General features: G+C 40.0%; 17 protein-coding genes. 14 read left to right on the top strand and 3 right to left on the bottom strand.

Annotated features, from left to right (window positions below; translation table 11 throughout):
* The first annotated feature begins 335 nt into the window (after positions 1-335).
* The 4 genes from KV40_RS11705 (at position 336) to KV40_RS11720 (ending at position 3184) form a co-directional block, all read left to right on the top strand.
* Complete coding sequence (locus KV40_RS11705) at positions 336-629, top strand: ferredoxin (protein ID WP_036481382.1); 294 nt, start codon at positions 336-338, stop codon at positions 627-629.
* A gap of 509 nt (positions 630-1138) precedes the next feature.
* The gene (locus KV40_RS11710) at positions 1139-1432 is read left to right on the top strand and encodes a ferredoxin (RefSeq protein ID WP_036481385.1); all 294 of its coding nucleotides are present in this window, start codon (positions 1139-1141) and stop codon (positions 1430-1432) included.
* A 172-nt stretch (positions 1433-1604) separates the two neighbouring features.
* Positions 1605-2840 carry a DUF4336 domain-containing protein gene (locus KV40_RS11715; protein ID WP_052055607.1) on the top strand — a complete coding sequence of 412 codons (1236 nt, stop codon included), beginning with the start codon at positions 1605-1607 and terminating at the stop codon, positions 2838-2840.
* 107 nt (positions 2841-2947) lie between these two features.
* Entirely contained in the window at positions 2948-3184 is a 237-nt protein-coding gene (locus tag KV40_RS11720) for a hypothetical protein (protein ID WP_036481389.1), read from the top strand.
* 96 nt (positions 3185-3280) lie between these two features.
* Here KV40_RS11720 and KV40_RS11725 read toward each other — a convergent pair whose 3' ends face one another.
* Complete coding sequence (locus tag KV40_RS11725) at positions 3281-3886, bottom strand: YdcF family protein (RefSeq protein ID WP_052055573.1); 606 nt, start codon at positions 3884-3886, stop codon at positions 3281-3283.
* 331 nt (positions 3887-4217) lie between these two features.
* Here KV40_RS11725 and aspS point away from each other — a divergent pair, with 331 nt between their 5' ends.
* The 6 genes from aspS (at position 4218) to KV40_RS11755 (ending at position 11813) form a co-directional block, all read left to right on the top strand.
* Positions 4218-6011 carry an aspartate--tRNA ligase gene (gene aspS / locus KV40_RS11730; protein ID WP_036481392.1) on the top strand — a complete coding sequence of 598 codons (1794 nt, stop codon included), beginning with the start codon at positions 4218-4220 and terminating at the stop codon, positions 6009-6011.
* Positions 6012-6326: 315 nt separating this feature from the next.
* Positions 6327-8573 (top strand): ATP-binding protein, encoded by a 2247-nt coding sequence (locus KV40_RS32110; protein WP_081942835.1) that lies wholly within the window; start codon positions 6327-6329, stop codon positions 8571-8573.
* Entirely contained in the window at positions 8560-9036 is a 477-nt protein-coding gene (locus KV40_RS11740; RefSeq protein ID WP_216595600.1) for a response regulator, read from the top strand. Before KV40_RS32110 ends, KV40_RS11740 begins: the two co-directional genes overlap by 14 nt.
* Positions 9037-9038: 2 nt before the next feature.
* A complete protein-coding gene (locus KV40_RS11745) occupies positions 9039-10262 on the top strand; it encodes an ATP-binding protein (protein WP_052055575.1) in 1224 nt (407 codons plus the stop codon).
* 3 nt (positions 10263-10265) lie between these two features.
* Entirely contained in the window at positions 10266-10703 is a 438-nt protein-coding gene (locus KV40_RS11750) for a response regulator (protein WP_036481395.1), read from the top strand.
* Between the two features lie 36 nt (positions 10704-10739).
* A complete protein-coding gene (locus KV40_RS11755) occupies positions 10740-11813 on the top strand; it encodes a hybrid sensor histidine kinase/response regulator (protein WP_256381125.1) in 1074 nt (357 codons plus the stop codon).
* A 23-nt stretch (positions 11814-11836) separates the two neighbouring features.
* Here the strand turns inward: KV40_RS11755 and KV40_RS11760 are convergent, their stop codons facing one another.
* Entirely contained in the window at positions 11837-12739 is a 903-nt protein-coding gene (locus KV40_RS11760) for an ROK family protein (RefSeq protein WP_036481398.1), read from the bottom strand.
* A 149-nt stretch (positions 12740-12888) separates the two neighbouring features.
* Positions 12889-13422, bottom strand: coding sequence for a peptide deformylase (gene def / locus KV40_RS11765; RefSeq protein WP_036481401.1), 534 nt, complete (start codon positions 13420-13422; stop codon positions 12889-12891).
* 164 nt (positions 13423-13586) lie between these two features.
* Here def and dnaA point away from each other — a divergent pair, with 164 nt between their 5' ends.
* The 4 genes from dnaA (at position 13587) to KV40_RS32115 (ending at position 21882) form a co-directional block, all read left to right on the top strand.
* Positions 13587-14957 (top strand): chromosomal replication initiator protein DnaA, encoded by a 1371-nt coding sequence (gene dnaA / locus KV40_RS11770; protein WP_036481404.1) that lies wholly within the window; start codon positions 13587-13589, stop codon positions 14955-14957.
* A 304-nt stretch (positions 14958-15261) separates the two neighbouring features.
* Positions 15262-16434 carry a DNA polymerase III subunit beta gene (dnaN, locus tag KV40_RS11775; protein WP_036481407.1) on the top strand — a complete coding sequence of 391 codons (1173 nt, stop codon included), beginning with the start codon at positions 15262-15264 and terminating at the stop codon, positions 16432-16434.
* A gap of 30 nt (positions 16435-16464) precedes the next feature.
* A complete protein-coding gene (locus KV40_RS11780) occupies positions 16465-17904 on the top strand; it encodes an energy transducer TonB (protein ID WP_036481410.1) in 1440 nt (479 codons plus the stop codon).
* A gap of 540 nt (positions 17905-18444) precedes the next feature.
* Entirely contained in the window at positions 18445-21882 is a 3438-nt protein-coding gene (locus KV40_RS32115; protein WP_052055577.1) for a PAS domain S-box protein, read from the top strand.
* The last annotated feature ends 6 nt before the right edge of the window (positions 21883-21888 follow it).

Genomic DNA, 21888 nt, shown 5'->3' on the forward strand with positions numbered 1-21888 from the left:
TTACTCAGTACAACTATAATTAATATTAATTTTTCTTTGAACAAAGAACCTGCTATTATAAAAAGTGGATATACTTCTTATTTATTCTTGGTTATAGCGATCTAATATTGAATTTTAAACTCTATCTTTAGGCATAAATTTATATAAGCAATATTTATAATAACTTTATTTAAAAACTTCATTTCTAATGCACTAAAAATTAAGAATATTTTTCGCCTAGTATCAAAAATGAAGCTTATGTAGGAAAGTGCTATCTATAACTAGTTAATTAGATAAACCAAGCTTTACTAACTAAGTAAAAATAATATTTTCTGTAAAAGAGGAATTAAATAAATATGGCAGCTTATAACGTTACTCTAAAAATGCCCGATGGCGAAAAAACCATCGAAGTACCTGAAGATGAGTATATTCTCGATGTCGCCGAAGAAGAAGGTTTAGATCTGCCTTATTCTTGCCGTGCTGGTGCTTGTTCTAGTTGCGCTGGCAAACTAGAATCGGGTAGTGTAGACCAGTCCGAGCAAACATTTTTAGACGACGAGCAAATTGAAGCTGGATTTGTTCTTACCTGCTTTGCTTATCCTACTTCCGACTGCACGATTACTACTCATCAAGAAGATGCACTTTTATAAAAAACCGTACTAAATTAACCGTCAGGCGGTAAAGTAAGAGACGGATAAATATAACATGTTTGCTGGAGGCTTTCGTATCGACCGAGCCTCCATTCTTGTATAAATTTGATTTGATATCATATCATTTCACTCTTTACCATTGGCTTTTGTCTAAGTACAATTCATCAATCATAGGTATAACTATAATTAATATTTATTTTTTGACTAAACTAAGAAGCTGCTATCATAAGAAAAACTGGAGATATCCCTTGTCAAGTCTTAATTGTAGGCGATGAAACATTAAATTTTAATTTCTATCTTTAGCTATAGATTTGCCATAAGTAATTTTTATATTAAATTCAATTAAAAATTTCATTTCTAATGCACTAGGAACAAAGAATATTTTTCGCTTAGTATCAAAAATGAAGCTTATGTAGAAAAGTGCATTCTATTTAGCTTATTGAATAGAGCGAACTTTCTAGATCGAGCGTCAACTAGTATTTCATTTGTAAAAGAGGAATTAAATAAATATGGCAGCTTATAGCGTTACTCTCAAAATGCCCGATGGCGAACAAACTATTGAAGTACCTGAAGATGAGTATATTCTTGATGTCGCCGAAGAACAAGGTTTAGACCTCCCTTATTCTTGCCGTGCTGGTGCTTGCTCTACTTGCGCTGGCAAACTAGAATCGGGTAGTGTAGACCAGTCCGATCAGTCTTTCTTGGATGACGATCAAATAGAATCTGGATACGTTTTAACTTGTGTAGCTTATCCTACTTCTGATTGCACGATTACTACTCACCAAGAAGAAGAGCTTTACTAAAAAAAGCCACAGACTACTTCGCCTTAATACGGCGAAGTCTGCTGTGACATTTATCTTATTTAAAAATTGGAGACGTTCGTTATCGAGGGTCTCCATTAAAATTTTAACAATAGTACTACTCAGAAGTTCGGGAAGTTTTGCCTGCGTAAATCGATTGTAATAACAGACAGTGGTGCAACAAGATAAAAGCGATCGCATACCTCAAAGTAGATTGAAGGCTCGCAACTATAGCTGGAAATTGTGGCCTATTGTCCCTATATATCCTTACGGTAAACGCCGCACGATTCGCCACGAAGTAATTAAAGATACGATTTGGACTTTCGACCAAATTCAGGGCATTTTTTATGTCGTCGTCCCGATTCGCATGACTGTAGTTAAGCTGGCTAATGGAGGATTGTTAGTCTATGCGCCCGTTGCCCCTACTCCTGAATGTATTCGTCTAGTTCGAGAGTTGGTTGAAGAACACGGAGACGTTAAATATATTATTTTGCCTACTATTTCGGCAGTAGAACACAAGGTATTTGTTCCGCCATTTGCCAGAAAGTTTCCCAACGCTCAAATATATGTCGCTCCCAACCAATGGAGTTTTCCTGTAAACTTGCCTTTGAGCTGGCTGGGTTTTCCTCCTAAGCGTACTCAAATCTTACCGACAGACAGCAGCAAAACTCCTTTCGCAGATGAATTTGACTATGCCATTTTGGGGGATATCGACCTTAATTTGGGTCAGTTTGAAGAAGTTGTTTTTTTACACAAGCGATCGCAAACTCTGCTAGTTACAGATGCTATTGTTTCTATTCCCAAACATCCCCCCGAAATTGTCGAGCAAGATTTGTATCCTTTATTGTTTCATGCCAGAGACAGCGCAGAAGAGCCAATTATAGATACTCCAGCAAATCGCATCAAAGGCTGGCAGCGTATTTGTCTATTTGCCATGTATTTTAGATCGAGCGTTTTAGAAGTACCAAAATGGCGAGAGGTATTTGTCAACGCTCTTAAATCCCCTAATAAATCTTTAAAAGCCTACTTCGGGCTTTTTCCTTTTAAATGGAAATACTACTGGCAAGAATCCTTTGATGCTTTAAGCGGTGATGGACGAATTTTAGTCGCTCCTATATTACAGACTCTAATTCTCAATCGCGCGCCGACTGAAACTCTTGCCTGGGCAGATAAAATTGCTGGTTGGAGCTTCAAACGCATTATTCCCTGTCATTTTGAGGCTCCTATTAACACAACTCCCCAGGAGTTTCGCCAGGCATTTTCTTTTTTAGAAAAACCAAACGCTACTAATAAAGGTTTAGTTGGAGGAAAACTTTATCCTTTGCCAGAAGATGATTTTGAAGCTCTCCGCGATATAGACAAAGCTTTATATAAACCTGGTATCGTTCCTCCACCGAAAGAAAAAGTTTGAATTTTTTCTACTTCCAACTTGTTATTTAAAAACGCGGTCGTTATTTATGGCAGTAAGCGAGTAATAATAGATCTGGTTGTTTTTTATTATCTATTTTCGCAAACATTATGGCTAGCGATCGCCAAAGAAGAATTCGAGAACATATTGCTAAAAGTTCTGACGGCTTAGATTTTCAGCGTTCTCCTCAGAACTACGAATCACTTGACTCCCTCGAACAGTCGAACAATAAAAAGAGAATCGAAGAACACTTAACGCGCAGTAAAGGAAACTACGATCTTAATGGTGGTACCAAACAAGAACGTAAATCCAAAATCATGAACCATATTCGCCTGACAAAAGGGTAGAAAGTAGCAAGTAGCAAGTAGCAAGTAATAAATAGATTATTTTGACTTGCTACTCACTATATAAAAAAGCTTTTCTGGCTTTTGCCTCCAAGTCAATTACAATGGTCGTTCGATAAACTGGAACAAAATTGTTCCAGTATGTCCTGTAGTTAGCCAGAGAATAGACCTGGCACCATCTCGCAAACTCTTTTCGATTGGTTCTGGAGGATTTTGTGAAGGTACGGCAACGGGTTCGATCGCAATTCCCCGACTGCCAAACACAATTTCGCCGATAACGCGAGCGCGAAGCATGTGATTTTCGGAAGTAATTAAATAGACGCTGTCGATTCCCTGGGCTTTTAGTTCGTCTACTAAAGTAGTAAAGTTAGTAACAGTATCGTTAGCACGATAATCGAGATGCAGGCGATCGCCTGTGATACCGCGATTGTAAAAAATTTTCTCGGCGTAGTCTTGGGGACTGCCAGAAGATACCCAAATTGGTAGGTCGGGATATTGTCGTGCCAGAGTAGCAGCAAATTTTTCGCGTTCTTCGTGTCCGCCTAAAACGAGAAAAGCTTCGGGAGATAGCGAATTATTGCGTATTTGTTTGTATCCCTTACCTAGAGTCAAAATCATTAAAAAAGATAATAACCAAATTCTCTTTTTTTTAGTTGACTTGAGGACAATAGAACTCCATTTTTCAGGTTGGTGACAGAACATCATCGAGAAAAATTACCAGTAGGTTTCGATCGCCTTCCATCTTGGCAGACGGTGAGGCAAAAAAATAGAAATTAGTTAAATAAGTTAAAACGATCGCGAGCGTGCAATTGTTTTAACATTCTTAATTATCAATCGCAACGATCGAGATGTTTACTAAACCCCGTCCACTTAGAAAAGTGTAATTTTTAAATTAGTTTCAAACTAGATGCGGTTTCACAATGCCATTTAGAACTGAGAAAGAGCAATTGATGTCTAGACAGCAAATACTACCCCCTGTTTTTTGTTAATCTAAAAGACGCTAGATTTAAAATTTTATATATATTTGCTATTAGGGATGAGAACTAACTATTGCGGCGAATTAAGAGCCGAACATATCGATAAAACCGTTACCTTGTATGGCTGGGTCGATCGCCGTCGCGATCACGGTGGCGTAATTTTTATCGATTTGCGCGATCGCACGGGAACGGTACAGATTGTTAGCGATCCGCAACGTACTCCCGAATCTTATGGCGATGCCGAATCTTTACGCAGCGAATATGTAGTTAAGGCTGTAGGTAAAGTCAGCAAACGTCCTCCCGAATCTCTCAATACCAAACTGCCAACGGGAGAAGTAGAAATTTATGCCGAATCGATCGAAGTTCTCAACGGAGTGAACAAGCAGCTTCCCTTTCAGGTTGCTACTGTCGATACCGAAACTGTTAGAGAAGATTTGCGCTTGCAGTATCGCTATTTAGATCTGAGAAAACCCCGCATGGCACAAAATTTAAAATTGCGCCATCAGGTAGTAAAGGCAATTCGTCGCTTTTTAGAAGACGAATGTGACTTCATGGAAGTAGAAACGCCAATTTTGACTCGTTCTACTCCCGAAGGTGCCAGGGATTATTTAGTGCCTTCTCGCGTAAATCCAGGTCAATGGTATGCTTTACCCCAATCACCACAGTTGTTCAAACAGTTATTGATGGTAGCGGGATGCGATCGCTACTATCAGATTGCTCGTTGTTTTCGCGATGAAGATTTACGCGCCGACAGACAGCCCGAATTTACCCAGCTAGACATGGAAATGAGCTTTATGTCTGTCGATGAAATAATCGAACTTAACGAAGCTCTAATCTGTCATATTTTTAAAACCGTTAAAAACGTAGAATTACCTCGTCCGTTTCCCCGTCTTACCTACGCCGAAGCCATGTCAAAATACGGCAGCGATCGCCCAGATACTCGCTTTGGCTTAGAATTGGTCGATGTCTCAGAAATTGTCAAAGATATGGGTTTTAAAGTCTTTTCGGGGGCGGTTGCCAGTGGTGGTAAGGTAAAAGTCTTGCCCATTCCCAACGGTAACGACGCAATTTCTAACGTCAGGATCAAACCCAAAGGGGATATCTTTAACGAAGCAGTCGCCGCAGGTGCTAAAGGTATTGCTTTTATTCGCGTTCGAGACAATAACGAGATCGATACTATCGGCGCAATTAAAGATAACCTCAGCGAAGCACAAAAACAAGATTTACTAGACAAAACTGGAGCAAAACCAGGACACTTACTACTGTTTGGTGCGGGAGATACCGAAACGGTAAATAAATCTCTAGATCGCTTGCGTCAGGTTATCGGACGAGAATTGGGTTTAATTGACGAAAATAAAACTAACTTACTTTGGATTACGGAATTTCCCATGTTTGAATGGAATGCCGACGAGAAGCGTTATGAAGCACTCCATCATCCCTTTACCGCACCCTATCCTGAAGATGCCGATAACTTAGAAACTGCCAGAGCGCACGCTTACGACTTAGTTTATAACGGCGTAGAAATTGGCGGCGGCAGCCTGCGGATCTATCAAAAAGCAATTCAGCAACGGGTGTTTGAAACGATTGGGATGTCTACCGAAGAAGCCGACAATAAATTTGGTTTTTTATTAGAGGCGTTTGAATACGGCACGCCTCCTCATGGCGGTATTGCCTACGGTTTGGATCGTTTGGTAATGTTGCTAGCAGGAGAGGAATCGATCCGCGATACGATTGCTTTTCCCAAAACCCAACAGGCAAGCTGTCTGTTAACTAATGCCCCTGCTGCTGTCGATGCCAAACAGCTAAAAGAGTTAGAAGTAGCATCTACTTATAAACCTAAAAAATCGGAATAATCGAGCGCTTGTAAAGCATAAGTTGTATTAACCTTTAAGAGCGGAGTAATAACTTTGCTCTTTTTTTATTTAGTTATTTTATGAAAAAAACTCTGTATAGAATAGGCAAATAAAAACTTAAGCCTGGCAAATATTATTTTTTAATATCTACGAAGTCGATAAAATAATCGATATTCCTAAAATTTTGCAGCCGTTTGAAGTATTGATTTTGAGCCAAGAACGCTCTGCTAAGAACAAAGCGAGCTAAATTATGTTGACTGTCTGAAACTGCTTCAAAGTCTGTTCGCCTGATAATCTCGCAACGCTCGAAAATCTATGACAAATAAAAGTTTAATAGAGCTACGGTCGAGTCACAGCTTCAGCAATAAATTTCGTGATACTTCAGTAAAACTATCCATTATAGCCGTTTGCTTGAGTTGTATTGTCATCATCGGTTGGTTTGGGGATATAGCCATTCTCAAAAGCGTAATTCCAGGACAGGTATCTATGAAAATAAGTACCGCTCTTGGTTTGATTTTAAGTGGTATCTCCTTACTGATGTGGCATTGGCAACAAGCCAGAATAGCTAAGCCAACTGTTAGCAAATCTGTTTTCTTATCTGGTTGCCTGTATTTCGTTCCCAGCGTAGTTATTGTTTTTTCTGTTTTAACCCTAATCGAATATGGCTTTCAGCTAGATTTAGGAACGGACTTGCTTTCTTTTCCCGATCCCGACGCTGTAGATGCGGTAGTCAGGGGCAGAATGTCTCCCAATACCGCTTTAAATTTTTTCTGGTTGAATTTAGCTTTTTTACTTTTAGTTCGACAATACTATTTTGCCGTTCAGCTACTGGCAATTGCGATCGCGGCTATTTCTTTAACGGCAGTTAGCGGTCATATATACGATATTGCCTTTCTTTATGGCGTTAATTCTGGAACGGGAATGGCAATTCATACTGCTATTGGCTTTATATTACTCGCTCTAGCTTTATTAGGAACTCGTCCTGACAAAGGCTGGATGAAGGTAGTCAGCGAAAATAGTGCGGGGGGCATAATGGCACGTCGGCTACTTCCTTTATTGCTAATTGTGCCGCCACTATCAAGCTGGTTTTTCGTGCGTATTTTTCCTCAGAATATTGAATATTTCGATTTAAGAGTTGCTTTAAGAACTTTAGTAGAAATCTTGCTTTTAGGTGGAATAGTCTGGTGGACGGCTGAGAAATTAAATAAAATCGATCGCCAACGACAACAATACTCTTTAGAATTAAAAAACTTAAATGAAAAGTTAGAAGGGCGAGTCAAACAAAGAACGGTAGAGTTATCGGCTATCAATCAATCTTTAGAATTGGAAATCGAGCGGCGGCGACAGATAGAATCAGCACTAAAACAAAGTCAAGCCAGACTGCAAGCGATTCTCGATAACGCTCCCTCGGTTATCTATCTCAAAGAGCCAGAAGGCAAACTGCAATTAGTCAATCGAGAATTTGAAACCATTTTTGGTCTATCCCAGTCAGAAGTTATCGGTAAGAGCGATCGAGAAATTTTTCCTTCCAAAATTGCTGCCGCTCTCAATCTTAACGATCGCCGCGTGGTAGAAACTCGTCAACCCCTGCAAACTGAAGAAGTAGTTCCCCAAGCAGACGGCAAACTACATACTTATCTCTCAATTAAATTTCCCCTGTTTGACTCTGAGGGACGAGTGGCTCAAATTGGTGGCGTGGCTACGGATATAACCCTTCGCAAAGAGGCAGAAAGATTGTTGCAACAAGCCAATGACGAGCTTGAGCAAAAAGTCCGAGAACGCACTGCCGAACTAGAAAGCGAAATCGCCGAACGACGCGAGAGCGAACGCAAATTACAACAGCTTACCAGACAGTTAAAAACTTCCAATCAGGCACTACAAGACTTTGCCTATGTCGCCTCCCACGACTTGCAAGAACCACTACGGAAAATTCAAGCTTTTGGCGATCGCCTGGAAGCCAAATACTCCCAGGAACTAGGAGAGAAAGGGCAAGACTATCTGCGACGAATGCAGAACGCCGCCCAACGGATGCAGAATCTCATTCGAGACTTACTGACCTATTCTCGCATTACGACTAAGTCTCAGCCCTTTATAGCCACAGACTTAAACGCTATCGTTAGAGATGTACTTTCCGATTTAGAAACGCGAATCGAACAAACCAAAGGACAAGTTGTAGTCGAACCACTACCAACCATCGAAGCCGATCCCCTACAGATGCGCCAGCTATGGCAAAATCTCATCGGCAATTCGCTCAAGTTTCACCAGCCAGAAGTGCCACCAATAATTACTGTTGCTCGGGTTGCTGGCTCGAAATCATCAGTTGAATTGCAGATTAAAGACAACGGCATTGGCTTTAATGAAAAATACTTAGACCGCATTTTTACACCCTTTCAACGACTACACGGAAGATTAGAATACGAAGGTACTGGAATGGGTTTGGCGATCTGCCGTAAGATTGTAGAACGTCATGGCGGTAAGCTTCGGGCGGAAAGCATTCCAAGCAAAGGTTCTACTTTTATAATTACCTTACCAGTCACTCAAATAAAAAATGATAGAAACTAATTTGGGTAGAAAACGAAAACTAGTGCCAATTTTAATGGCAGAAGATGACGAAGACGATCGTCTGCTAGCAGAAGATGCCTTTATTGAAAGTAGACTGACTAATCCTCTGTTTTTTGTTGAAGATGGCGAAGAACTATTAGATTATCTCTACCATCGCGGACGTTATACAGATTCAGAGAAATTTCCTCTTCCTGGTTTAATCTTGCTAGACTTAAATATGCCCAGGAAAGATGGGCGAGAAGCACTTAAAGAAATCAAAGAAGATGCCAATTTACGGCACATTCCCATCGTAGTTTTAACCACCTCCAAAGAGGAAGAAGATATTTTGCGTTCTTACTCTTTAGGGGTAAGCTCATTTATCGTCAAGCCTGTTACTTTCGAGCAATTGGTCGAAGTCATTAAATACATCGGTCACTATTGGTTGGAAATTGTCACTTTACCGCACGAACAATACAGAATATAAACATGGCAAACGATCGCTCAATCAAAGTTCTTTTAGTTGAAGATGATGAAGATGATTACATCTTAATCCGAGACTTGCTTGGTGAAGTACCCGAACAGCAGTTTCAGCTAGACTGGGTAGCGACTTTTGAAACTGCATTAACAGCTATACACCAGCACAATCACGATATCTATTTGGTTGATTATCGCCTGGGCGAACGCGATGGTTTAGAACTATTAAAACTCATCAATCAGCAAAACGATTCTCCAGTAATTATTTTAAGCGGACAAGGCGACCGCGCATTAGATATTACCGCGCTTAGTTCTGGTGCTGCTGATTACCTGGATAAATCCTATCTTCATTCATCAGTTTTAGAACACTACATTCGCGCCTCAATCGAGCGTAACCAAGCAATAAAAGCCTTACGAGAAAGCGAGAAAAAATATCGCGAACTATTCAAGCGAGAAAACCAACTGCGCCGAGAACTAAGTCGTTCCAATGCCGAATTACAAGATTTTGCCCATATTGCTTCTCACGATTTGCAAGAGCCACTACGAGCTATATCTGGATATACAAAATTGCTTAAAACAGAATACAGTTCTGAGTTTGACTCAACTGCCCACGAATACATGGATTTTGTTATCGATGGTACCCACCGCATGCGGGGATTGATTGAAGATTTATTAACCTACTCTCGCGTCGGTACTAGCGAGCTAATTCTAGGAACGGTAGATTGCAATAAGGTAGTGGAAGAAGCAATTACTAATTTACAAACATCAATTGAGGAAGCACGGGCAGATATTATCTATCGAGATTTACCTTGCCTAACCGCAGACCGCACTCAGTTAGTACAGTTATTTCAAAATTTGCTCGTTAATGCGATTAAGTTTCGCCGTCAAAATATTTCACCTCAAATTTCGATCCATGCCGAGTCTACAGAAGATAAAAGCTGGTTGTTTAAAGTAGTAGATAATGGAATTGGAATTAAAACAGAATACTACGACCGCATTTTTAAAATTTTTAAGCGCCTGCATACTCACCGCGAATTTAGCGGCACGGGAGTGGGGTTGGCTTTATGTCGCAAAATCGTCGAACGACATGGTGGTAAAATTTGGGTTGAGTCGGAGTTGGGCAATAGTTCTACCTTTTTTTTTACAATACCTAATAATTCTACCAATCAAAATAATCCTACCAATCAAAGTCGGTCGTCTTTCTTCTTTCCTTCAATTGACTTTTTAGAACGATAAACTATGAAATTGCCAAGAAAAAAATTACATATTTTACTGGTTGAAGATTCGGCGAGCGATACCATGCTAATTCGACGAAGTTTGCAGAAAAGTAACCTCGACTACTCTTTATACTGTGTTGAAGATGGCGAAAAGGCGATCGCTTTTTTAAGAAGGCAGGGAGACTACAAGCAAGCGGTACGCCCAGACTTAATTATTTTAGACCTCAACCTGCCTAGATTAGATGGTCGAGAAGTTTTAGCAGAGATCAAAAACGATTCAGTTTTAAAGCGTATCCCTGTAATCGTAATGACTACCTCTAGTTCGGAACAAGATATAGTACATTCCTACGATCTTCATGCCAACTGCTATATTGTCAAACCTTTTGACGTGCATGATTTTATGCAGATTGCCGATTTAGTCGAACAGTTTTGGCTGAGGACGGTAGCTTTACCAGGATAATAAATATAATAAATCGATCTTATAGAGAAATTCTCAATTCTCGCAGTAGAAGATAGTCCTAGCGATGCCGATTTGTTAAAGCGGACTTTTTTAAAGGTAGACAAGTCAGACTGGTTCCTTAAAATAGTCGAACGTTTGAGTGATGGAATTACCGCAGCTAAAGCCAATCATTACGACCTCGTCCTGCTAGATTTATCTTTGCCAGATTCTGATGGTTTAGATACAGTAGGTAGTTTTATTAACTCAGTTCCCAACATACCAGTTATCGTGCTAACAATTGCTAGTGACGAAAATTTGGCTTTAGCTGCAATTGGGAGAGGCGCGCAAGATTATCTAATTAAAGGTGAAATTACGCCAACACTCTTAGTACGCTCTATTCGCTACGGTATCGAACGAGGGCAATTAGTGCGCCAAATCGTTCAATCTAATGCCGATTTAGAAGCGTTTAACTTTTTAATGGCTCACGATCTCCAAACACCATTAAGAACAATTACCAGTTTTTCCCAAGCAGTTATAGAAGACTACGCTCATCAGTTAGATGATACGGCAAAAGATTATCTTCAGCGATCGATAAGAGCAGCAAGTCGCTTGAATACTTTGATTAAAGATTTACTAACCTATAGTCGGGTAGGATACAGCGAAATACGCCTACAAAAAGTAGAGCTAAGTAAAGCGGTAGATGAGGTAATTAAAGAGATAGAAACTTTAAGCAAAGAAGCACGAGCCGAAATAACCACAGAGCAACTTTCATTTGCAGTTAAAGCACATCAAAACATCTCGATCCAGGTAATTTTGAATCTGGTGACTAATGCAATTAAGTTTGTAGCTCCCGATACCAAACCACAAATACGCATTTGGGCAGAAAGACGCAATAATTGGATACGCCTTTGGGTTGAGGATAATGGCATTGGGATCGATCCTGAAGACAGAGAAAAGATCTTCGACGTTTTTATACGCCTGCATGGAATTCAGTCTTATCCAGGTACTGGTGTTGGTTTGGCATTTGTCAAACGAGCCATAGAAAGGTTTCAAGGTCGCGTTGGCGTTGAATCACAACTCGGACAGGGAAGTAAATTTTGGCTGGAATTACCTGAATTTACAGCAGAATGAAATTTACCGCTACTATCTGTTATCTATATATTTACCAACTGCCAAGCTAATTTAGCCGCACCCAACATCCCCGCCCGATTGCCCAACTCGGCAGTTAATAGTTGGAGGTTGGGACGAGAAGTAGATAAAACCCTTCGTTCTATCTCTTGGCGAATAGCAGGCAAAAAAAACTTGGCGCTGGCACTAATACCGCCCCCTAAAATTACGGCTTCGGGAGTGAGAACATAAATTAAGCTAGCCAATCCCGCACCCAGCGATTTACCATAGCTAGACCAAAATTCTAAAGCAGCGCGATCGCCCAATCTTGCCAGTTTACCTAATTCGTCAGGATCTTTACCAGTTTGGCGGCGAATTGCTCCAATCGATGCCGACTGTTCTAAAGAACCGCGATTACCGCTTCTACAGGGCAAACCGTCTGGATGGAGGGTTATCAAACCGAGTTCGCCAGCTGCACCACAACGTCCCGTAAATAGTTTGCCATCGATAAAAACTGCGCCACCTACACCAGTACCTAAGGTCAATAAAATAAAATGACTAAACTGACGACCTCTGCCCAACCAGGCTTCGCCAATTCCCGCGCAGTTAGCATCATTTTCTAGTAGCGTTGGCAGTTGGGTTTTTGCTTCTAACCAATCGGCTACGGGAATATTATTCCAGCCTGGTAAATTAATCGAAACTTTGGCAATGCGTCTTTGAGTATCTACGGGTCCTGGAGTGCCAAAACCGATCGCCAGACATTTATTATGTCGATTGAAGTTATTTACGGCAGCAGCTATTTTATCTAATACGACTTCTGGTATTGGAGGTTGGGGTGTAGGAATGGAAATAGAATTAATACAGGTGCCATCTGCTAAAAATGTACCTAGTTTGATCGCACTTCCTCCTAGATCGATTCCGATTACTTGCTGGCGATCGCTCCGAGTCATCGTTTACTAAATTTCTCCCTACTGCTTTGTCTACTAATTAATAAGGGATAACTATTCAGAGAGCAAGGAAAGACAGGTCGGACAGAAATCTCCTGCTCCCTGCTCTCCTGCCAAGAAAAGCCCATAATTTAGAAGATGTCCATCGACCGCTACTGCCCGATAATATTTAGATACTCTGATTCACTATACAAATCCGCCTCGCTTTCGAGTCGATCTAAAAAAATCATACCGTCAAGATGATCGAGTTCGTGCTGAAAAATACGTGCGACAAAGTCAGTTAGAATTTTACGTTCTAACTTTCCTTCTCTGGTAACGTATTCAACTTCGATTTCGCGATATCTAGGTACCAAACCCCGCAGGTTGGGAACGCTCAAACATCCTTCCCAATCTTTGACTATTTCGTTACTATGACTAATTATTCTGGGGTTTAACATTGCCGTTGGCGGCATTGTTGGTGCATGAGGATAGCGTTGATTGGGATGAGAAGCCACGATAAACAATCGATAAGATTGCGATACTTGGGGCGCAGCAATTCCCACTCCTTTTGCCGCAGTTGCAGTAGCAATTAATGAATCGATGAGTTTGATTAAATTTTCATTAGTATCGATAATTTTTTCTACAGGTAAAGCTTTACGTTTTAATATAGGATTGCCAACTAAAGCAATTTTTAGTAATTCAGCCATATTTGTATTTGTGTCTGTTTGAGCGATCGCCGAATTCAAATGTACGCTAAAAGACAGTCGTTAATATAATACAATCTAGTTTTAGATCGTAACTGTTCTTCAAACAATACAGTTTGTGCGAGCCAGCGAGCGAGCATTAAGTCCTAATAATTAATAATTTTACAGTGGCAATTTCTTCTAAAGAACTGTGGCATCGTGTTTTAATCCGTCTTCAGCAACAGCTAAGTCGTCCGACGTTTGAGACTTGGATTGAAACTGCTACCGTTGACGAGCTAAAAGATGATTGCTTAACGATCGAAACTCCTAATGCTTTTATCATGAATCACTTACAAAAGCATTATGCCAAAATTATTAGCGACGCGGTCAGAGAAATACTAGGCAAGCCCGTACAAATTAAGTTAATTGTTACTCAAGGAGAGAATAAAGCTTTTATGGGCGGAACCGAACTTATAGATACAAACGATCGCCGCCAGGCAAATTTTATCGCTCGGACTTTAAAGCCTGCCAAGCTCAATCCTAAATACACCTTTTATCGATTTGTAGTAGGACCGACCAACCGTATGGTTCATGCTGCTTCTCTAGCAGTAGCCGAGTCTCCTGGTAGAGATTTTAATCCTCTGTTTCTCTGTGGCGGAGTTGGTTTGGGCAAAACTCATTTGATGCAGGCGATCGGACATTATCATTTAGAGATTAATGCTGCTGCCCGAGTTTTTTATGTTTCTACAGAACAATTTACCAACGATCTAATTACTGCTATTCGCGAAGATCGCCTGCAAAGTTTTCGCGAACACTACCGCACAGCAGATATTTTGTTGGTAGATGACATTCAGTTTATTGAAGGGAAAGAATACACTCAAGAAGAATTTTTTCATACCTTTAACACCCTTCACCAAGCAGGAAAACAAGTAGTTTTAGCAAGCGATCGCCCTCCCAACCAAATTCCCAAACTACAGGAACGTTTGAGTTCGCGTTTTTCTATGGGTTTAATTGCTGACGTACAGGTTCCCGACTTAGAAACCCGTATGGCGATTTTACAAAAAAAAGCCGAATACGAAAATGTCCGCTTGCCCAAAGAAGCGATCGAATATATTGCTTCTAGATATACTTCTAATATTCGCGAGTTAGAAGGAGCATTAAATCGAGCGATCGCCTATATTTCCATTTCAGGGTTGTCGATGACGGCAGAAAACATCGCCTCAGTTTTAAATCCGCAAATTGAATCGGTTAATACTTCTCCAGAAATAATTATTAGTGTCGTTTCAGAAGTTTTAAAAGTATCTATAGAAGAGCTTAAGGGAAATTCGCGCAAAAGAGAAATTAGCAACGCCAGACAGATTGCCATGTATCTTATGCGTCAGTTAACCGATCTGAGCTTACCTCGTATTGGTGAAGAATTTGGCGGCAAAGATCATACTACGGTTATGTATAGCTGCGACAAAATTGCCAAACAAATTACTCAAGATCGACAAATCAACCAAACGGTTTCTTTATTGAGCGATCGCATCAGCTTTGTTAGCCGACAGACAAAGCAGTAAGAAATTACGGCAAAAATATAGCAAAAGTCAAAAGTTAAAAATTAAAAGCGGCGAGAAGCGCGTCGAGGTTTCCTCGACAAGCGGAGGCTCGCCAAGAAGTTAAAACCAAAATGCTTAACTCATAAAGCTTTTAGTAGTTCGAGTTGTCCTAATTCTTCTGTCCACTACTGTAAAATACCAATCTGCTATTAATAATCTTTGGAACTTGGTTATGATGGCATTCTTGGGATTCAATCTACAACCTTTGTTTAGTACATACAAACTCATATAATTGTGAAATCAAATATTTAAAATCTTAATAGACATGAAAATTATTTGCAGTCAAAGCGATCTTAAAAATAATCTGTCTCTTGTCAGTCGTATCGTTCCTTCGCGTCCCGAACCCACAGTATTAGGTAATGTATTAATTGAAGCCCAAACAGCTACCCAAAAAGTAAGCATTACGGCTTATGACGGTAATATGGGAATTCAAACGAGTTTTAATGCCGAGGTAGTAGAAGCAGGTAGTATTACCTTACCAGCTAAACTAATCAATGAAATAGTTACGCGACTGCCAGAAATGGAAATTACCCTCGATACTACTGAAGATGAGGAAAACTTGCTGGCTACCTTGAGTTCGACATCGGGTAAATTCGAGCTATCGGGTATAGATGCGGCAGAATTTCCCGAACTGCCAGTAATAGAGAATGCAGAAAAAATATTATTACCTGTAGCTGCTTTGAGTCGAGGTTTGGCAGGATGTTTATTTGCTGCCAGTACGGAATTATCAAAACAGGTACTGACAGGAGTTCACGTTAAATCACAAGAGTCCGAACCAAATTTGGGTACTTTAGAATTTGCAGCAACAGATAGTCATCGCCTCTCAGTAGTAGAAGCCGATCTAAAAACCGAAACAGAAGAAGACATCGATTTAGATCTAGAATTACCAGAATTTGCCGTGACTATTCCCGCCAAAGCCTTACGGGAACTAGAGAGAATGTTTGGTGATGCCGAAGCTACAGACATGGTAAAAATCAATTTTGATGACACGCAGATGAGCTTCAAATTGGGCGATCGCCTGCTCAACAGTTCGAGGATTACGGGTGATTATCCCGCTTACTGGCAGTTAATACCCAAAAACTTTAGCCGCGAAGCGATCGTGGAACGAAAACGGCTGATAAGTAGTCTAGAATTGGTGGCAGTATTGGCACAAAAAAATAATATTGTTAAATTTAGTTTAGACAGCGATCGCGGCGAACTAGTAGTTTCTGCCGATGCTAGAGATATTGGCAGTGCCAAACAGACAATGAGTGCAGAAATTATTGGAGACAATATTGACATTGCTTTTAATATCAAGTATCTAATGGATGGTTTAAAGGCACTTTCCGCCACAGAAATCAAGATGCAGTTAAATGAATGGAATCAACCCGTTATTTTCACTCCTTTGAGTGGTTCGAGAATGACTTATTTAGTAATGCCCGTTCAAATAAGAAACTAAGTTAGATTCAATTATCTTTTTATTACTGGTATGTCTTACGAATCGGAACTACAAGAACGTACTAATATTTTTCAACCGATGCCATTAGCTCTGCTAGCCTCGGTTGTTTTGCATCTGTTAGTGTACAAATTTGGCTTGCCAAACTTTAGCTTGAGCGAAAATCCAACCAAACGAGAAGTTTCAATCGTTGAATTAACTCCAGAACAACAGGCACGCCTCCCCCAACTGTATTCCGAACCGAATATTCCAGACATACCACAATTAGAAAATCCTCTTACTGAAAATACTCCCGCTCCTCCCTTTGCCCTGCCCCCCTCTCTGACTCCTGGTATTGGAGATTTTCCCAACCTGCCTCCCATTGCAATTCCTTTGCCTCCAGAGTTCGATATTCCACCATTACCGCCGCTGCCCAATACTAATATCGAACTGCCTCCAATTGGAGACTTATCAACACTACCACCGCCGCCCTCGATAGAATCTTTTGAGTTGCCTACTGAAAGTCAAACCAAAMCYCCYCCTGCCACTCCTGGCAAACCATCCCCACCACCCGAATCAAAGCCCGAACCAATAGCACCACCACCAGAAGATAAATCGGAACCAGAACCAAAACCCGAAGAACCTAAGCCTTCTCCACAAAAAATTGCCGCACAACGCCAGCAAAATTTACAGCGAGAAGTTAGCAGCCTTAGCAGCAGCCTGCAAAAAAAGAACACAGCAACTACCGATGAAGAAGCGCGTAAAAACTATGTAGCTTGGCTAAATCGAGTAAAGGCAATTGCGCCAGAAAATTTAGATGTAGCAGGAACTTATCCCAGAGATGCCTGTATCAGAAAACTTGAAGGAACTAGCGTTTTTGGTGTAGTTGTCAACGCCAAAGGAGAAATGGTGGCATCAGATTTGCTCAAAGGGGCCAAATACCCTGTTTTCGATCTACAGGGAAGTAAAGATCTTGCCAAACTTAAGTTTGAAAACGATACCAAGCAACCTAAGCCTTATCGAGTAACTTTAAACTATAAATATGACTCGGAAATTTGCCCTTCTCTAACTCTACCTTCTCTTAGAAGAAATAATAAAATTAATACTCCGCAGTCAGAAACTCAACCAACTCCCAACGAAGCTGAGGAACAGTCACCACAACCCGAAGCTAACCCTGCCCCCGAAGCCCAAACCCCCAAAACACCAGCAAAAACCGAAGCACAGTCGCCCCAACCCGAAACCAAAACTCTTGAAACACCAGCAGAAGTCGAACAACAGCCATCTCAACCCGAAACCAAAACTCCCGAAACACCAGCAGAAGCAGAACCAAAACCACCCCAACCCGAAGCTGAAACTTCCGAAACTCCTAATAAACCATCATTAAGGGAAAGATTGCGAAATGTACCGCTACTTCCTAAAGATAGATTTTCTTCTCCTGCTGAAAACTCCGAACAACCCGCCTCCGAAACAACTGCTCCAGAAACTTCAAAATAAAATAATCTGTTCGTACTTTTTTGACAGTTATTTGAATTTTTTCTGAAATTTTGGGAATGCTAGATTTATGTAAATTTTATATTTTACAGATTAACGATTTAGATTTATTCCCAAGTCAAAATTAAATTAATGTTGTCATTTTATGTTAGTTGTTGGTTTCTAGGTATCTTTAATCCAGCGCAAGAATCTCAGGAAACTATTAAAAAACCGAAATACAAAAAAATATTTATTCTAGGACAAGAGCAAGGTTGGCAAATTTTGCTCGGTTGTCTTTCGGATAGCACTATTACTTGCGATCGCCAAAAAATACTAACTATTTTCAATCCAGTCGGGCAAGTTTTACGAACTTTGTATAGAAAGTCGCCAAACAAAACTTACATAGCAATCGAGAACGAATTCAAAATTAAAGCAATAATATCATTTTAATTTTTTGCCAAGACACATTATCGATTCTTTTTAGCCATAAGCCATAAGCCATAAGCCATAAGCTTTTAAGATCGATTTTCTTTTTCTAAAAATACGCTAGTCTCCAAAGTTAACATGACAAACAAATTTGCTTTATGGCAAAAGCTTAAGTCAACTCGGAATTGTGACATTAAACTTCGCTATGTATCGATTGCTCTACCAATTCTAGTTATTGTTGTAGCTTGTGTTGTTCTTTTAGGTTGGTATTTAGATCTGCCTGCTTTAAAAAGCATTTTTCTAGGGCGATCGACAATGAAATTTAGTACTGCTTTGTGTTTTATTTTAAACAGTACTAGCTTACTATTGTGGCATCGGCAACAATTCGCTCGACTAGATCGGACTAGTAGAGTTTCTAATTTATTAATTTCTGGCTTTCTATATCTCGTGCCAACTTTGACAATCGTATTCACCACTATGACTTTAGTTGAATATGGTTTTCAAGTAGATTTAGGCACGAATTTGCTTTCTTTTCTCGATACCTTGAATGCTGTAGGCGATAACTTTGGTGGGCGAATGTCTCCCAATACAGCTCTAAGTTTTTTCTGGTTTAGTTGGGCAACTATACTACTGATTCAAAAATATTATCACGCCGTCCAACTCTTGGCAGTGGCAATTATAGGAGTTGCCCTAACCTCATTGATGGGTCATATTTACGATCTTGCCTGGTTTTATGGTATGAACACTGGAACGGAAATAGCGGTTGTTACTGTCTTTAACTTTCTGTTTCTTGCTTTCGCTCTACTAGGAACTCATGCCGATAAAGCCCTGATGAGAATTATCACGCGCAACGAAGCAGGCGGCTTAATGGCGCGGTGGCTACTTCCTTTGGTAACTATTATTCCGCCATTATTGGGCTGGTTTTTTTGGTCAAATTTTTTGGATATTGATGTAGTTACAGAAACAAGAATTGCACTGACAACTTTGTTAGAAATATCGATTTTAGATGCAGTAGTTTTGTGGACTGCTAAAAAATTAAACGAGATCGATCGCCAGCGTCAATCATTTTTTCAAGACTTGGAAGAAAGCGAACAACAGTTGAGTTTGGCTTTTGATTGCGCTGTAATTGGCAAAGCACTGCTATCTATAGAAGGAAAATTTTTAAAAGTTAATCCTGCTCTCTGCGAAATTGTTGGTTACTCAAAGAGAGAATTACTTAATTTAAAATTTCAGGATATTACCTATGCTGAAGATTTAGCCAATCTCGAATACAGAAATCGAATGTTAGCTGGTGAAATAAACACACATCAAATAGAAAAACGCTACATTCACAAATTAGGACATTTGGTTTGGGTTTCTATTAGTGTATCTTTGGTAAGAGATCGGCAGAATCGAGAGCCTTTATATTTTGTCGCTCAAGTACAAGATACTACGGAGCGCAAACAAACAGAAGCAGCTATTCGAGAAAGTGAAGCTAAATATCGTCTTATTGCCGAAAATTCCAATGACCTGATTGCTAGTCTTTCTTCAGACAGAGTTTATTACTATGTTTCTCCTGCCTGTCATACTCTGCTAGGCTACACCCAACAAGAAATGCTTGCTCGATGTCTTGATGAGTTTCTTCATCCCGAAGATCTAGAAATTTATCTTCAAGATGGGGAAGCTTGTGCCATACGCGGAGATCGCTGTACTAATATCTATCGAATGAGACATAAGAATGGACATTACCGCTGGTTTGAAAGCACTAATCGTTATTTAAAAGAATCTGATTTAAAATCAATTATCTCCATATCGCGAGATATTACCGAACGCAAAAAAGATGAAGATGCTATTGCTCGACTTAATGAAGAACTAGAAGCGCGAGTTAAACAACGTACTGCCGAACTAGAAACTGCTAATCAGTCTTTGAAAGCTGAAATTATTGAGCGTCAAAGAGCCGAACGAGAAAATCAGCTACTACAAAATATCACTCAGATCGTTGCTACTGCCGACGATTTTGAAGATGCTATTTCTTGTATCCTTCGCAAAATGTGTGATTATGAAAAGTGGGATTTTGGCGAAGCCTGGCTACCTACTGAGCGAGAGAACGTCTTGCAGCTTTGTTCTGCTTGGTATAGCAATTCTCCAGAACTTTTATCATTTAGAGAAGCCAGCCTTCATTTTACTTTTGCTCCCAACATTGGTCTTCCAGGTAGAGTCTGGGCGACTAAAGAAGCTGAGTGGATTCATAATGTTTCTCTAGAAAGCGAAAATTCTTTTCTTAGAACCAAAGTTGCTCAGCAGCTAGGGTTGAAAACCGCTCTGGGTCTACCCGTGGTTTCTCATGACAAATTAATTGCAGTTTTTGTTTTCTATAGTCATCAAGAATGTTCTAAAAATAACCGCACGATAAAACTACTGAAAGCGACTTGCGCTCAGCTAGGTTTAATTATGGAACGCAAAGTGTTTGAAAATGCTTTGCGCTCTAGCATGGCAACTAATCGCGCTTTACTAGATGCTATTCCCGATTGGATATTTCGCTTCAGCTACGACAATGCAGTTGTTAATTACAAAGCTTCTAAAAATACCCCTGTTCCTTTAATTACCGACAATTTTGTTGGTAAAAATATCTATCGAATTTTGCCTCAAAAATATGCAGATTTAATGGCACAAAATATATCTGAAGCTTTAGTTAGTAATGAAGTACGGGTTTGTGAATATCAACTATCCAAAGAATCACAAACTATAGATTATGAAGCGCGCATCGCGGTAAGCAGTAAAGATGAAGTGATGGCGATCGTGCGAGATATTACTGCGCGTAAAAATTACGAACGAGATATTCACAATGCACTAAAACAAGAAAAAAAACTCAACGAACTAAAATCTCGCTTTGTCTCTATGACCTCTCATGAATTTCGGACACCACTAACTTCAATGTTATTTTCCTGCGAGCTACTCGAACTTCACGGTCATAAGTGGAGTGAAGACAGGAAACTCAATCATCTCAACCGTATTAAAACTTCGATCAAACGTATGACAGAGTTGTTAAATGATGTCCTGCTTTTGGAAAAAGCTGATGCGGGTAAATTGGACTTAAAACCCACTCAGTTCGATTTGTATAAATTCTGTAAAGAGTTTGTCGAAGAAATAGAATCAATCTACAAAACACATCGAATAATTTTTAACGTGGAGAATTCTACTACTGATAACCAAAACTTTACTGTAAGTATGGACGAAAAACTGCTACAACATATACTTAACAATCTTCTTTCTAATGCCATTAAGTACTCACCCGATCGCGATGAAGTTTACTTTGACTTGAAATATGAAACAGAACAAGTAGTGTTTCAAGTTCGAGATTTAGGCATTGGCATTCCGCAAGAAGATCGAAAACATTTATTCGATTCTTTTCATCGAGCGAGTAACGTTAGTTCGATCCCTGGCACTGGATTAGGACTGCCTATAGTCAAAAGAGCGGTAGATTTGTACGGTGGAACTATCACTATGCAAAGTCAAGTTAGAAAGGGTACAACTTTTACCGTTACCCTCCCATACTTGATTGAAAACCCAGTTGATGAAGTTTCTGCAACTACATAAGCTGTT

Source organism: Myxosarcina sp. GI1 (assembly GCF_000756305.1).
In the GTDB taxonomy this organism is placed as follows: Bacteria; Cyanobacteriota; Cyanobacteriia; order Cyanobacteriales; family Xenococcaceae; genus Myxosarcina.

Coding starts and splice junctions, on each gene's coding strand:
- KV40_RS11710 (WP_036481385.1), top strand. CDS start 1,139: ATGGCAGCTTATAGCGTTACTCTCAAAATGCCCGATGGCGAACAAACT.
- dnaN (WP_036481407.1), top strand. CDS start 15,262: ATGAAAATTATTTGCAGTCAAAGCGATCTTAAAAATAATCTGTCTCTT.
- aspS (WP_036481392.1), top strand. CDS start 4,218: ATGAGAACTAACTATTGCGGCGAATTAAGAGCCGAACATATCGATAAA.
- KV40_RS11750 (WP_036481395.1), top strand. CDS start 10,266: ATGAAATTGCCAAGAAAAAAATTACATATTTTACTGGTTGAAGATTCG.
- KV40_RS11705 (WP_036481382.1), top strand. CDS start 336: ATGGCAGCTTATAACGTTACTCTAAAAATGCCCGATGGCGAAAAAACC.
- KV40_RS32110 (WP_081942835.1), top strand. CDS start 6,327: ATGACAAATAAAAGTTTAATAGAGCTACGGTCGAGTCACAGCTTCAGC.
- KV40_RS32115 (WP_052055577.1), top strand. CDS start 18,445: ATGACAAACAAATTTGCTTTATGGCAAAAGCTTAAGTCAACTCGGAAT.
- KV40_RS11725 (WP_052055573.1), bottom strand. CDS start 3,886: ATGATGTTCTGTCACCAACCTGAAAAATGGAGTTCTATTGTCCTCAAG.
- def (WP_036481401.1), bottom strand. CDS start 13,422: ATGGCTGAATTACTAAAAATTGCTTTAGTTGGCAATCCTATATTAAAA.
- KV40_RS11740 (WP_216595600.1), top strand. CDS start 8,560: ATGATAGAAACTAATTTGGGTAGAAAACGAAAACTAGTGCCAATTTTA.
- KV40_RS11760 (WP_036481398.1), bottom strand. CDS start 12,739: ATGACTCGGAGCGATCGCCAGCAAGTAATCGGAATCGATCTAGGAGGA.
- KV40_RS11720 (WP_036481389.1), top strand. CDS start 2,948: ATGGCTAGCGATCGCCAAAGAAGAATTCGAGAACATATTGCTAAAAGT.
- KV40_RS11745 (WP_052055575.1), top strand. CDS start 9,039: ATGGCAAACGATCGCTCAATCAAAGTTCTTTTAGTTGAAGATGATGAA.